We start from the raw sequence: 14,742 nt of genomic DNA, 5'->3' as shown, positions 1-14,742 counted from the left end.
GGTATGGATATCCCTTGCGGGCACGCTTGCGCTCGGGGGAACAACGCAGCGGTGCATAAGAGCGCAAAGGACGCGCTCTAAACACCGGCGTCGTTCCACGGCCCGCTGCGGGATACCATACCCGCCCTCTCGCTGCGAAAATTCAGACGGAAAGTTCTGAGAAAAAAGTTTACTTCATTCCCGGGAATAACAGGCCGGCGGATATGACTGTTTACCCGCCGGGGTATCAGACTGAATATCATTTTTATAAGAAACTGCCACAGATGCGAACACGGATCCGATCTGCAGCAGCCCAGTGCGCGGAGGGTATCCCGCAGGGGGCCGTAAAACAGCGCCGGTGCTTGGCGCGCGTCCTTTGCGCGCCTATGTACCGCTGCGCTGTGTCCCGAACGCAAGTGTGTCCCCGAGGGATACCTTTCGTGCATGGACACCACTGATGCATATGGATATCTGGTTTCCTGCGGCGGGTTCTTCATCACTTCACCATACGGTTCTTATTGCGCCATTCTCTTGGCGAGAGCCCATACACATTTTTAAATGCCCTGGAAAAATGGAGCTGGTTCGGATACCCGACCGCGTTCCCGATGTCATTCACAGAGAGGGAGGTGAGTTTCAAAAGCTCGGCCGCTTTTGCCATGCGGTAGCTCAAAAGAAACTCCTGCGGAGATTTTCCGATCGTCTCCTTGAAAATACGCCCGAAGTAAGTGCGGTTCAGTCCGCAGAAGTCGGCGATCCCCTCGATGGAGATATCGTTCTGGAAGTTCTGTTCGATATAGTTGAGCGCTTCTTTAATATAGAAATCCCTCATCTTTCCGCTGGAGGAAAGACGCATGGAAGCGGTGGAACGGGAGAGATAATCGATAAACAGGTAAAGGTGCCCGATCAGATGGAACGGGGACTCCTGCCCGTGTTCCGCAATGTAGAGCATCTCATTTTTCATATTTTCCCGAAGGTCTTTTGAGGCGGCATGATATACAGGGCGGTCAGGAGAAAGACCGGCGATCTCGATGATCTCCTTTGCGCGCAGCCCGTCGAACTCAATCCATACATATTCCCATGGAAGTTCCCTGTCTGCGATATATGTGTTGATCTGGCGCGGAAAGATCATGAAGCCCTGTCCGCTTTTGATCTGATATTCCTGTGTGGCGCCCCTGGAATCGTCCGCCATGAGACGGCCGGTCCCGGAGAGAACATAGTGGAACAGATAATGATTTCGCGCGGCCGGTCCGAAAGAATGGGCGGGGGAGCATTCCTCTTTGCCGAACTGATAAAGGCTTAAATCTACGAAATTTTCATTTGGAAATACGGAAAACATAATATTGCTCATAAGGCCGGTCTCCTTTCAGAGAAAACCATATTGGAAAGTCAGTTTAAGATGATTATACATCAGAATATACCAAAATGCGACCATAGTTCTCAGCGACATCATATAAGTCGCATTGTGGCATAAAATGACAGATATATAGGTATTTTTAGTTGCGTTTTGGAATGTTATAATCAAGTCATAAGTGGAAAAGCTAGAGGAAGGAGCTGAAAATTACATGAAAAAGAAAAATGCGATCAGTGCGGTTCTTGCAGTGACCATGCTTACAGCAGCCATTCTTCCGGGATGCAGTTCAGGTGAGAACAGCGGAAAAACGGAGATTGAGATCCTGCAGTATAAGCCGGAAGCTGCAGCGTACTTCGACCAGGTGGAGGAGGAGTTCAACGCATCTCACGACGACATCCATCTGACGATCAGTTCGCCGAATGACGCAAGTACGATCATGCGAACACGGTTCATCAGGGAGGATTACCCCGACATTATCGGTATAGGGGGGGATATCAACTACTCCTACTATGTCGATGCCGATATTCTTGCGGATGTATCCGACTACCCGGGACTTGCGGACGTCAAAGAGTCCTATGTGGATATTCTGGAGAATCTGGAGATCACTCCGAAAGAGGGTACATACGGCGTGCCTTATGTGGCGAATGCGGCGGGAATTCTCTATAACAAGGACATGTTTGAAGAACACGGCTGGGAGATACCGGAATCGTGGGGTGAGCTGATCGATCTCTGTGAAGAGATACAGTCGGAAGGAATCCTGCCGTTCTATTTCGGATTCAGGGATACGTGGACCTGTCTGGCGCCGTGGAACTCCCTGGCAGTAGATCTGGCGCCTGCGGATACATGCCAGCAGGTAAATGCGGGAGAGACAACGTTCTCTGAAGAGTATAAAGAAGTGGCTGAGAAGTGTCTGGAGCTTGTGAGCTATGGGCCGGACGATCCGTTTGCATATGGATATAACGATGCATGTACAGCGTTTGCAAATGGAGAGTCTGCGATGTACCCGATTGGAAGCTATGCCGTGCCGCAGATTCTTTCAGTGAATCCGGAGATGAATATCGACTCATTTGTGACACCGGGAAATGACGATGCGTCAAAGAATACGCTGAACTCGGGCGTTGACCTGATGTTCGCGGTGACGGCTGAATGCGAGAATAAAGAAGCGGCGTACGAGGTGCTTGATTTCCTTATGGAAGACGAGAATATTCAGGCGTATATTGACGACCAGAACGCGGTTCCATGCAAGGATGGGGATTTTGAGCTGGCGCCAATGCTTGATGGAATGAAGTCATTTATTGACGCGGGCAATATGACAGATTACCAGGATCATTACTATCCGTCAGAGATGGCTGCAGACGCCCTGATCCAGACGTATCTGATCAACGGAGACGCGGAGGCGTTCCTTAGCGATTTTGATACACGCTGGCAGCGGTACAACAGAGATATCATCCGCGCGGTCCAGGAATACAACGAGGAACACGGGGATGCCGAGTAGGAAAGGAGCGGGGCGATTATGAAAAAAGTAAATGACAGCAAACGGACATATATGCTGATCACGATACCGATCCTGGCATTGTTCGTCTGCTTTAACACCATACCGCTGATTTGCGGTGTGATCTACAGCTTTACAAATTTTAAAGGCTTTGGAACGTATGACTTTGTAGGATTCAGAAACTACATGGATCTGTTTACAGATCCGAGAATCGGCGGCTCTTACCTGTTTACGATTAAACTGGCGGTTGTCGCCACGATTCTGACGAATGTGATCAGTCTGGTTCTTGCTTTGGGACTGAACAGCAAGATCAAGGGAAAGACGTTCCTGCGCGCGGCGTATTTCGTGCCGAATGTACTGGGAGCACTGGTAGTAGGATATATTTTCCAGTATTTCTTTACGTATATTCTGCCGGGAATGGGAGACGCGCTTGGGATTGACGCGTTCAGCTCAAGCATGCTTTCCAACAGCAAGACCGCATGGATCGCGATTGTGATTGTATGTGCATGGCAGTCCATTGCGATGAACACAATCATTTATATATCCGGCCTCCAGACCGTGCCGGAAGATGTATACGAGGCAGGAGACCTGGACGGGGCAACGGGCTGGAAAAAATTTAAGTATCTGACATTCCCGCTGATTATCCCGTTCTTCACCATCAACATGGTACTGTGTGTGAAGAATTTCCTGATGGTATTCGACCAGATCATGGCTATGACAAAGGGCGGTCCGGAGCAGAGTACGGAGTCAATCTCCTACCTGATCTACAATAACGGTCTGTCAGGAGGAAGCTTCGGATATCAGAGTGCGAACGCGGTTGTATTCTTCATCGTGATCGTGGCAATATCCGTAGCACAGATGACGATATCAAGTAAGAAGGAGGAGCAGTTATAATGTATGAGAAGATGAAAGCAAGAATCAACTGGCCCGTTACAATCCTTCTGTTTATCGGACTGATTACAGTGGCATTTCCGCTGTATATGACAATTATCATTGCATTTAAGCAGCCTTCGGAGATGACAAACAGCATCGCGGGGATTCTCTCGCTGCCTGAGACGTGGAGTTTAAGCAACTTCGCACAGGCTATGGAGCTTACGGATTTCTGGCATTCGCTGGGAAACAGCCTTCTGGTTACGGTCAGCACGGTTGTCCTTTGTATTCTTCTTCATTCCCTGATGGGATTTGCAGTAGGAAGAAATAAAGCGCACAGCAAGGTTTATAACCTGATTTACCTGTTTATTGTAAGCGGTATGTTTGTTCCGTTTGCGATTCTGATGATGCCTCTGGCGAAACAGACTGCAGAGATGCATCTTGATAATTGGGCTGGCGTTATCCTTCTTTATGTGGTATTCTATATGCCGATGAATTTACTCCTTTATACAGGATACCTTGTAAATATTCCGATCGCGCTTGAAGAAGCGGCCAGAGTGGATGGTGCGAGCACATGGCGCACGTTCTGGAAGATCATCTTCCCGATCATGAAGCCGATGCACGCGACTGTTGCAGTTATTACGGCGCTGGCAGTCTGGAACGATGTTATGACTCCTCTGATTATCATGTCAGGAAAAGGATCGAACACACTTCCACTGGCACAGCTGACATTCCAGACACAGTTCGGAACGAACTATAACCTGGCGTTTGCGTCTTATCTGCTGGCGTTAATCCCGATTATCATATTCTATGTGATCTGCCAGAAACAGATTATCAACGGCGTGGTAAACGGAGCTGTGAAGTAAAAGACCGGACGCGGATGCGCACAGGCGCTTTCGCAGCAGGGCGGGTATATGTACAAAGGAGTACATGCACCCGCCTTACTTTTTATATCAGACGGGAGACGACTCCCGCCTCTTCAGGAGACGGACGAGTCTTGGACCCGGGCAGGAGGAGAAAAAATGAGCATAATTTATGACGAGAAGCAGAATACAATTACCCTGCATACAAGGAATACCACGTATCAGATGCAGATTGACAGATATGGCTTTCTGCTGCATCTGTACTACGGAAAATATGCGGAAGGATGCATGGATTATCTTCTGACGTATTACGACAGAGGATTTTCCGGGAATCCTTATGACGCGGGAACTGACAAGACCTACTCCATGGACTCGCTTCCCCAGGAGTTCCCTTCCCTTGGAACGGGGGATTACCGTACCCCGGCATGTATTATCAAAAATACGGACCGCACATACTGCAGCGATTTCCGTTACGAGAGCCACAGCATAAAAGACGGAAAATATTCTCTGGAGGGGCTTCCGGCCGTGTATGCGGATGAGAAGGAAGCGCAGACGCTTGAGGTCGTCCTTCAGGACCGGGTGACCGGAGTGAAGGCAGTGCTGCTCTACGGCGTCCTTCCGGAGTACGACATCATTACGAGAAGCGTGCGGATCATCAATGCGAGTGACGGTCATATTTCTGTGAAAAAGCTTGCCCCGGCGTGTCTGGACATGCTCGGCGGACAGTATGATTTCATTACATTTTACGGGCGGCACGCGATGGAGCGGAACTTCCAGAGAATGCCCATCGGTCACGGTGTATCCAAAATCGGCAGCCTGAGGGGTTCTTCCAGTCATCAGTACAACCCGGCCGTTATCATGGCGGAACATGACGCGACAGAGGATGCGGGAAGCTGTTATGCCATGTCCTTCGTGTACAGCGGGGGATTCCAGAGTGAGGCAGGGCAGGATCAGTATTATCAGACCCGGCTTCTGATGGGGATGTCTGAGGAACAGTTCGCCTATCCGCTGAACGCTGGAGAGGAATTTCAGTCGCCGGAAGTGATCATGAGCTACTCATCCGAGGGACTTGCGAAGCTTTCCCAGAACCTTCACCGGTGTATGAGATCCCATCTGTGCCGGGGAAAATATAAAGAAGCGGTACGGCCGATCCTCTTAAACAGCTGGGAGGCATCATATTTTGATTTCACAGGGGAATCTCTTCTCAGACTGGCAAAAGAGGCGGCGGATCTGGGGATCGAAATGTTTGTCATGGACGACGGATGGTTCGGAAAAAGAGACAGTGAATTAAGAGGGCTCGGAGACTGGAAGGTCAATGAGGAGAAGCTGGGGTGCACGCTGGGCGAACTGATCGGAAAAATCAATGACATGGGGCTGAAATTCGGCATCTGGATTGAACCGGAGATGGTCAATGAGGACAGCGATCTCTACAGGGCGCATCCGGACTGGGCGTTCGTCATTCCGGGAAGAAGGCCGAACCGTTCCAGACATCAGCTTGTGCTTGACTTCTCAAGAAAAGAGGTTGTGGAGTACATTTACCGGAAGATCTGTGCTGTGCTGGATCAGGGGAATGTAGAATATATCAAATGGGATATGAACCGGAGCATCGCGGATGTCTACTCTGCCACGGCGGACAGCCAGGGGAGGGTACTCCATGATTACGTTCTCGGTCTCTATGATTTCCTGGAGCGGCTTGTGAACCGGTATCCGGACATCCTGATCGAAGGATGCAGCGGCGGAGGCGGACGGTTTGACGCCGGAATGCTTTACTATACGCCGCAGATCTGGTGCAGCGACAATACGGACCCGATTGACCGTCTGGAGATCCAGTACGGAACATCCTTTATCTATCCTGCGTCGTGCGTGGGCGCTCACGTTTCTGCTTCACCGAATCACCAGACGGGGAGAGTTACGCCCATGAAGACGAGAGGAACGGTAGCCATGGCGGGAACGTTCGGGTATGAGCTGAATCTGAACGAGCTGAGCGAGGAGGAAAAAGAGGAGATCCGAGCCCAGATCGCGCAGTACAAAAAGTATGCATCCCTTGTACAGACAGGGCTTTACTACCGTCTTACGAATCCGCAGACGGACAATCAGGGGGCGTGGGAGTTCGTGTCTGAAGACCGGAGCGAGGCGCTTGTCCAGGTTGTCGGTATCAGGAAACATGCCAACATGACCGTGGATTATATCAAAGTCAGAGGACTGAAGGAAAATACAATGTACCGGGATACAGAGAGCGGAAAAGTGTACAACAGCACAGCTCTTAAGGAGGCCGGAGTGCCAAAACCGGTGCTCGACGGAGAGTATCAGGCGTATCAGTGGCACTTTGTAGAAGTGAAATAAGGGGCGCGGAACAGAAGCGCAGAACAAAAACAGACGGAGGTTTGCAAAGATGGCAAAAAAATCCAGGGCTGCGAGAAAAAGAGAGGCGGCCAGGACACAGAAGCTGAAAAAAGCGGAAAATATAAAGAATGAAGCAGTGAAGGCGAAAGAAGCAGAACAGGAAAAAGCAGAAGAACAGGCGAAGCCGGAGCCGGCGGAGGAAAAGGAGAAAGTGGAAGAACAGGCGAAGACAGAGTCGGTGGAGGAACAGGAGAAAGCGGAAGAGCAGGCGAAGTCGGAGCCAGCGGAAGCAGAGTCAGCAGATGAAATGCAGAAAGAGGAAGACAGGATTTTCGAGGAGCGGCTTGCAAGGCATCATGATGAGCTGAGATGGCTGTACATGGAGCTGTACGAAAATGATGATATGTTTGCGGAACTGTGCAGTCAGATGAAGCGCTATTATGACGCGCGGAATAAAGAGCTCAAGAAGCTTGACCAGCAGCGCGCGGCGCAGGGCGAGTGGTACCGGAAAAGAGATATGCTCGGCATGATGATGTACATTGACAATTTTGCCGGAAATATAAAGGGTGTACAGGAGAAACTTCCGTATCTTGAAAAGTGCAACGTCAACTATATTCATCTCATGCCGTTTCTGGATTCTCCGAAAGGACGGTCTGACGGCGGATATGCGGTGGCGGACTTCCGGAAGGTGAAACCGGAGCTGGGGACGATGGACGATCTGGCGGAGCTTGCGGCAAAGTGCCACGAGAAAGGAATCAGCCTCTGCATGGATTTTGTCATGAATCACACGTCTGAGGACCACGAGTGGGCAGTGAAAGCGCGTCAGGGTGACGGGGAGTACATGAGCCGTTATTTCTTCTATGCGGACCCGCAGATACCGCAGGAGTATGAGAAAACGGTTCCCCAGGTATTTCCGACTACAGCTCCGGGAAACTTCACATGGCTTCCTGAACTGGGACACTATGTGATGACGACATTTTATCCGTATCAGTGGGATCTCAACTACCGCAATCCGCGGGTGTTCAATGAGATGATGTACAATTTCCTCTATCTGGCAAACCAGGGAATGGACATTATCCGCATTGACGCTGTTCCGTATATCTGGAAAGAGCTGGGAACGAACTGCCGCAACCTTCCCCAGGTGCATACCATCGTCCGGATGATGCGTATGATCGGGGAGATCGTCTGTCCGGGAATTGTGCTGCTCGGAGAGGTTGTCATGGAACCGGACAAGGTGGCGCCCTATTTCGGGACGGTGGAGAAGCCGGAATGCCATATGCTCTATAACGTAACAACCATGGCGACAACGTGGAACACGGTGGCGACACGGGATATCCGGCTTTTGCGCAAGCAGATGGACATTGTGTGCGCGCTGCCGAGAGAATATACTTTCCTGAATTATCTTCGCTGCCACGATGATATCGGCTGGGGACTTGACTATGAGACTCTGAGCCAATGGGGGATGAAAGAGGTACCCCACAAGAAATATCTGAATGACTATTTCCAGGGAAAGACGGAAGGAAGCGTAAGCCGCGGCGAGCTGTACAATGACGATCCTGTCACCGGGGATGCGAGATTCTGCGGGACAACGGCATCCATGTGCGGCATTGAGAGTGCGGGATTTGAGCAGAATGAGGAGAAGATGAAGTGGGCGGTCCGGAAGGATCTCATGCTGCATGCGTATATGTTTACCCAGTCGGGGATTCCCATGCTCTACAGCGGGGATGAAGTGGGACAGGTCAACGACTACACGTACAAGGAGGATCCGGAGAAAGCGGCGGATTCCCGCTATATCCACAGAGGAAAGTTCTGCTGGGATCTGGCGGAGAAGATCACAGACAAAGAGAGTGTACAGGGGCGTATCTTCTGCGGACTGAATCAGCTTGAGGCGATCCGGAGACGGGAGAACGTGTTTGACGCGGATGCGGAAGTGTACACGAAAGACTACAGCGATCAGTCTATTCTCTGGGTTGTGAGAAAATCGCATGGCGAAGAACTTCACGCGGTGTTTAACTTCAGCGATGAAGGAAAGGATGTATGGATGCCGGAAGAGGCGGAGTACACGGATCTTCTGACGGGAAAAACCGCGAAGTTCCAGAAAACGTATCTTGCGGGCTGGGATTTCATGTGGATGAAAAGATGAAAAGTTTTCACAGCTGTTTGACATTCCGAAGCTGAGAATATATAATAATGACGAAACAAGGGCGTTTCTTCCGGGAGGAGAACGCCCTTTTGCCGTTTAAGCCGGACAGCGCCGGTGTATACTGACGCTGCGAAAAACAGAATGAAAAGGAGGGCTTATTTTATGCATAACTATACAAGAGACGATATTCTGCGTCTCGTGGAAGAGGAGGATGTGGCGTTTATCCGCCTCCAGTTCACCGATATCTTCGGTTCTATGAAAAATATGGCCGTGACAGTCAGCCAGCTTGAGAAGGCGCTGGATAACCGGTGCATGTTTGACGTCTCTTCACTGGACGGATTTTATGATGAAGAGGACTCGGATATGTATCTTTATCCGGATCTGAGCACGTTTGAAATATTCCCGTGGCGTCCCCAGCAGGGTAAGGTGGCCCGTCTGATCTGCGACGTGTATCGGATGGACGGCACACCGTACGAGATTGACCCCAGATATGTGCTGAAAAGGGCGATTGCCCGGGCGGCGGAAATGGGGTATACGCTGAATGCCGGACCGGAGTGTGAATTCTTCCTTTTCCATACGGATGAGGACGGTCTGCCGACAACGCTGACTCATGAAAAAGGCGGATATTTTGATGTGGGACCGGTGGATTTCGGAGAGAATGCGAGAAGAGATATGATTCTCACTCTGGAGGAGATGGGCTTTGAAATCCTTTCCTCCCACCACGAGATCGCCCCGGCGCAGCATGAGATCGACTTCCGGTATGACGAGGCGCTTGTGACTGCGGATAATCTGATGACGTTTAAGATGGTGGTGAAGACGATTGCCAAAAGACACGGACTCTTCGCCACGTTTATGCCGAAGCCGAAGATCGAGACTTACGGTTCGGGGATGCATATCAATCTTTCTCTGGAGCGGAACGGGAAAAACGCCTTCCGGGATGAAAATGACAGAAACGGGCTGAGCAGGGAAGGATACTATTTCATCGGCGGCCTGATGAAGCATATGAAGGCGGTTACATGCATCACAAACCCGACGGTCAATTCCTACAAGCGCTTTGTCCCCGGATACGAGGCCCCGGTTTATATGGGCTGGTCTTCAAAGACGAGAGGCCCGCTGATCCGCGTGCCGGAAGGGAGAGGCGAGAATACAAGAATCGAGCTGAGAAGCCCGGACGCAACGGCGAATCCGTATCTTGCCCTTGCAGTACTTCTGATGGCAGGTCTGGACGGAATCAAAAATCAGATCATGCCCCCGGACAGCATTGACGAAAATATCCAGAAAATGTCTCCGGAGCGGAGGAAAGAACTGGGAGTCCAGGAACTTCCCCGCACGCTGAAAGACGCGGTGGATGAGCTGGAGAAGGATGATCTGATTCTGGATGTGCTCGGAAGGAAACTCTCAGACAAGATCATAAAGGCGCACAGAAAAGAATACCATGATTACTGTATGCAGGTGACAGACTGGGAGATCGCCAATTATCTGTACCGTCTGTAGGCGAAACGGGAAGCGGATGCCGGAAGCGCGGCATCTGCAAACCGGGTATGGGCGGAAACAGAACGGCGGCAGGAAAAATCATAAGGAGGTGGCAGAGATTTGAGCAGTATTATCGTGGCGTTTTCAAAACGGGAAAACGCGGTGAATATCCGGAATATTCTGGCCAAGTCCGGAATCGAAGTCTCTGCCGTCTGCTTAAGCGGAGCAAAAGTTCTGCAGTATGCGGAGATGTGCAGTGACGGGATCGTTATCTGCGGCCACCGGATGCAGGATATGCAGTATACTGAGCTGAGAGAATATCTGCCTGCGGGGATAGAAATGCTTTTGCTTGCTCCGCTGGATATATGGATGAACGGGCTGCCTGACGGTGTGATGGGGCTGTCCATGCCTCTGAAAATATATGACTTGATCAATACGCTTGAGATGATGCAGGAGACGCAGAACCGGAAGCGGAGAAAACGCAGGGAGACCGGGAAAAAGCGGAATGAGGACGAGCGGCGGACGATAGAACAGGCAAAGGCTCTGCTCATGGAACGAAATAATATGACAGAGGAAGAAGCGCACCGGTATGTGCAGAGGACAAGCATGGAGAGCGGCACGGATATGGCGGAGACCGCACGGATGATACTGACAGTGATGAAAGAGTAAAGCCGTGTGGAAGCGAGACGGCAAGGAAAGAGTGAAGTCAAGCGGCAAAACGACGGCAGAATGGGAAAATACGTGGAATACAGAGGAAAGGGACACGGTCATGAAATATGAAAAAATCAGAAAACAGGTGATCGAAGCGGTTTTTGAGGCTCAGGAGCAGGGACTGATTAAAGGGACGTCGGGAAATATTGCAGTCCGGGACGACCGTGATGACGTGATCGCGATTACGCCGAGCGGAGTCCCGTATAAAGGAATGACAGAAGAGGATATCGCGATTGTTGATCTGAACGGGCGCTGGCTGGAGGGCAGGCATCGTCCTTCCTCTGAAGTGCCGATGCACACTGCGGTTTACCGCGCGAGACCGGATGTGCGGGCGACGGTGCATACGCATGCAATGTTTGCAGTGATTATGGCGATGGACGAGCAGAGAGAGCTGCGGCCGGTTACACTTCCCCACTGCGAATTCACTCCGGTGCCTGTCGTTCCGTTTTCTCTTCCGGGAAGTGAAGAGGGGGCGCAGATGATGGTCGAGGCTCTTGGTGCGGAGGGGAGAGCGGTTCTGATCCGGAATCACGGCATGTTCTGCTGCGGGAAAAATATCAGGGCGGCCATGGAGGCAACGGAGTATACGGAAGAGATGGCAAAGACAACCTATTACGCCAGACTTCTCGGAACATACAAGCCGCTGTCAGAGGAGGAAGAACGAGCTGTAAAGGCATTTCTGGCTGAACATATGACGGTGTAGGGATATCTGCCCCTGCGGATTTGTGAACAGCCTGCGGAAACCGGTAATCACCTGCGTAAGCGAAACCGGAACTGCAGCAGGGCAAGCACGTATCTTGCACGCGGTGAGTGATTATCGGATGTTGAATCCGGCGGACAGATCAGGTAGAATAGGGAAGAGAGAAAAGAGCATTCTGAATTGATGCATAACAGAGAACATTGCCGTCTGCCGGGCGGCAGAGCGGAGGTTTATATGAGATTTACGAAGATGCAGGGGCTTGGAAATGACTATGTATATGTAAACTGCTTTAAGGAGAAGATTGAAGATCCCTCCGGGCTGGCGGTGAAGATCAGCGACCGCCACTTCGGCGTCGGTTCCGATGGACTGATTATGATTAATCCGTCTGACCGCGCGGATTTTGAGATGGAGATGTATAATGCGGACGGTTCCAGAGGAGAGATGTGCGGAAATGGAATCCGCTGTGTGGCAAAATATGTATACGACTACGGACTGACAGATAAGGCGCAGATCTCGGTGGAGACGCTGGGAGGAATCAAATACCTTGATCTTACGGTAGAAGACGGGAAAGTAAGCCTTGTGAAGGTGGATATGGGGAAGCCGGAGCTTGCGCCGGAGAAAGTCCCGGTGAAAGCGGACGGAGACAGTGCGGTGGATGAGCCGATCGCTGTGGACAGGGATGAGTACCGCATGACGTGTGTGTCCATGGGAAATCCGCACGCAGTCGTGTTTGTGGACTGCGATGTCAGGGAACTTCCTCTTGAAATGATCGGACCGAAGTTTGAAAATCACGAAAGATTTCCGAACAGGGTCAACACAGAGTTTGTGCGGGTGCTGGACAGAAAGACTGTTGAGATGCGCGTGTGGGAACGCGGCTCCGGAGAGACGCTCGCATGCGGCACAGGGGCGTGCGCTGTGGCGGTTGCCTGTGTGCTGAACGGACGGACGGACGATGAGGTGACGGTGAAGCTGTTGGGCGGAGACCTTCTGATTCAGTGGGACCGGGAAAAGGACACCGTATTTATGACCGGACCGGCAAAGGTTGTATTTGAAGGTGAATGGCCGGAGGAGTGAGAAAAAAGTGCAGATTATATTTGAATGTGCGGCTGTAGGCGCCGGAGGGTTTCTGGGCGCTGTATGCCGTTATCTGATCGGACTGATGCCGGTAGGACAGAGCGGAGGCTTCCCGGTAAAAACATTTCTGATAAATGTTGCAGGTGCGTTTGTGATCGGGATCATCGCAGCGGCAGCAGTGAAAAACGTTCAGATCAGTCCGAGGCTTATTCTCTTCTTAAAGACAGGCATATGCGGAGGCTTTACGACCTTCTCCACTTTTGCGCTGGAAACCGGGGATCTGCTGCGGGCCGGAAATACAGGGACGGCGATACTGTATGTGGTGCTGAGCGCGGTGGTTGGGACAGCTGCGGTGTTTGCGGGAGAAGCAGTGGTGAACTGATTGTATACTTCTATCTGAAATCACTGAGGACTCAAAAGACGTATGCGATAGAGGTAAAAACAGGGAAGAAATTTCTTTAAATGCTGCATTAGCCGATTATGGCTCGGACAAAAGAAATAGAAAAACGCCGCAAAGCCCGTATTTAAAAGGGCACTGAAAAACTTCCATTTTTTCTTAAGTGGAAGTTTTTCTTTTAGATTATTTTCAATTCTTTGTTTAGAAAAATCCGAAAAAAGCTATGGTTTACTCCATAGCCAGCTCCTCTAATCTTACTATTCGTTTTATATTTGCTGTAAATGCCGTAAAATACATTTGCAGATGCATAGCAAATAGACCTCTCGAATCTGCTCTGCGCAATCCGTGGGCTTCTTTTAATTCTCCATTCTTTTCTTCTATTCTATGCCGGATCTTCATTCGCTCCTTGAAATATTCACTTTCTTCAAATTTAAGTCTTTCAAGGTTTTTCTCGCTTGCCTGCGTAATACTGTAACTTCGTATTTTTGCCTTTGATTTTCCCACATAGCAATTCTCTTTTTGCGGACATTTCCGGCATTTAACTTTACTAAAGATATACCTTAAATAAGTGTTTCCATTTGAAGCCGACCTTTTTTCTATACGTGTAGAAAGTTCTCCTGCAGGACATTGCAACATACCTGCATCTTTATTGAAGCAGAAACCTTCCTTAAGTTCACCATTTACGGCAGCCGCTACCGCTGTGTTCGTCCGGGCTATCAGCGCTATTTCTTGTCCGCAGGTTTTCAGATTATCATCACTGACATATGCCATATCGCCTATCACTTCTGCAACTTTTATTCCGTTTCCCTTTGTTTTTTCTATCAGTTTTGGTAATTCCTGTCCATCTGGTGCTCCTCCGTCTGTTACGCTGATCCCCGCAATGAAACGTTCTTCTGTCATCGCAAGATGATTTTTATACCCATAAAACGTACTGGTTGCCGTCTTATGTCCAAACCGTGCGTCTTTATCATCTTTGGAGCGGATTTCCTTGAGATGTTCGTCTTCTAGTAATTTTTTCATCCAGTCCTGCTTCCAAAGATGGTTTCTCAGGAAATTGCTCTGATAATTCAAAAGCTGTTTTATAAATCTCTTTCCGGAGTTGTTTGCTCATATCCCGCAGAATCTGCGTTGGGGATTTTGCCCGAACAGACGCAAGTGTATGAGTAGAATCAACGATAATGGTTCCCGATTTGATCAGTTTTTTGTCCAACGCTTGTTGAATGAAAGGTCTAATCCCCCAGCTATGCTGGGGAGAATGGAGTAAGCAGGAGCGTGTAAGATATAAATAAAAAGCCTCCTATGCTAAAATGAGAATGGTGTCGCAAGCCAAACTCAAAAATTAGTAT

General features: G+C 50.1%; 12 protein-coding genes. 10 read left to right on the top strand and 2 right to left on the bottom strand.

The annotated features are described in order from the left end of the window. Positions 1-475: 475 nt before the first annotated feature. Entirely contained in the window at positions 476-1,327 is an 852-nt protein-coding gene (locus LKD70_RS08015; RefSeq protein ID WP_227707509.1) for an AraC family transcriptional regulator, read from the bottom strand. 214 nt (positions 1,328-1,541) lie between these two features. Between LKD70_RS08015 and LKD70_RS08010 the strand changes: the two genes are divergently transcribed. From LKD70_RS08010 to crcB, 10 genes are all read left to right on the top strand, one after another. After that, positions 1,542-2,825, top strand: a complete 1,284-nt coding sequence (locus LKD70_RS08010; protein ID WP_227707508.1) for an ABC transporter substrate-binding protein — start codon at positions 1,542-1,544, stop codon at positions 2,823-2,825. Positions 2,826-2,843: 18 nt separating this feature from the next. After that, positions 2,844-3,716, top strand: a complete 873-nt coding sequence (locus tag LKD70_RS08005) for a carbohydrate ABC transporter permease (RefSeq protein WP_227707507.1) — start codon at positions 2,844-2,846, stop codon at positions 3,714-3,716. After that, positions 3,716-4,558, top strand: coding sequence for a carbohydrate ABC transporter permease (locus LKD70_RS08000; protein WP_227707506.1), 843 nt, complete (start codon positions 3,716-3,718; stop codon positions 4,556-4,558). The genes LKD70_RS08005 and LKD70_RS08000 overlap by 1 nt, the downstream gene beginning before the upstream one ends. A gap of 156 nt (positions 4,559-4,714) precedes the next feature. Continuing rightward, a complete protein-coding gene (locus tag LKD70_RS07995; RefSeq protein ID WP_227707505.1) occupies positions 4,715-6,898 on the top strand; it encodes an alpha-galactosidase in 2,184 nt (727 codons plus the stop codon). A 49-nt stretch (positions 6,899-6,947) separates the two neighbouring features. Next, positions 6,948-9,041, top strand: coding sequence for an alpha-amylase family protein (locus LKD70_RS07990; protein ID WP_456115011.1), 2,094 nt, complete (start codon positions 6,948-6,950; stop codon positions 9,039-9,041). 162 nt (positions 9,042-9,203) lie between these two features. Further along, positions 9,204-10,535: a type I glutamate--ammonia ligase gene (gene glnA / locus LKD70_RS07985; protein ID WP_227707504.1), complete on the top strand. Its 1,332-nt coding sequence runs from the start codon at positions 9,204-9,206 to the stop codon at positions 10,533-10,535. A 99-nt stretch (positions 10,536-10,634) separates the two neighbouring features. Continuing rightward, on the top strand, positions 10,635-11,183 hold the full coding sequence (locus tag LKD70_RS07980) for an ANTAR domain-containing response regulator (protein WP_227707503.1): 549 nt from the start codon (positions 10,635-10,637) through the stop codon (positions 11,181-11,183). Positions 11,184-11,187: 4 nt separating this feature from the next. Next, positions 11,188-11,928 carry a class II aldolase/adducin family protein gene (locus LKD70_RS07975; protein ID WP_407690931.1) on the top strand — a complete coding sequence of 247 codons (741 nt, stop codon included), beginning with the start codon at positions 11,188-11,190 and terminating at the stop codon, positions 11,926-11,928. A gap of 231 nt (positions 11,929-12,159) precedes the next feature. Then, complete coding sequence (gene dapF / locus LKD70_RS07970) at positions 12,160-12,999, top strand: diaminopimelate epimerase (RefSeq protein ID WP_227707502.1); 840 nt, start codon at positions 12,160-12,162, stop codon at positions 12,997-12,999. Between the two features lie 7 nt (positions 13,000-13,006). Further along, complete coding sequence (gene crcB / locus LKD70_RS07965) at positions 13,007-13,381, top strand: fluoride efflux transporter CrcB (protein ID WP_407690930.1); 375 nt, start codon at positions 13,007-13,009, stop codon at positions 13,379-13,381. A 243-nt stretch (positions 13,382-13,624) separates the two neighbouring features. Here the strand turns inward: crcB and LKD70_RS07960 are convergent, their stop codons facing one another. Further along, positions 13,625-14,416: a transposase gene (locus LKD70_RS07960; protein ID WP_227707501.1), complete on the bottom strand. Its 792-nt coding sequence runs from the start codon at positions 14,414-14,416 to the stop codon at positions 13,625-13,627. Positions 14,417-14,742: the final 326 nt, after the last annotated feature.

It is taken from the genome of Ruminococcus turbiniformis (assembly GCF_020687545.1).
GTDB lineage: Bacteria > Bacillota > Clostridia > Lachnospirales > Lachnospiraceae > Mediterraneibacter > Mediterraneibacter turbiniformis.
The sequence above is the reverse complement of the archived record's forward strand: the minus strand, read 5'-3'. Positions and strand labels throughout refer to the sequence as shown.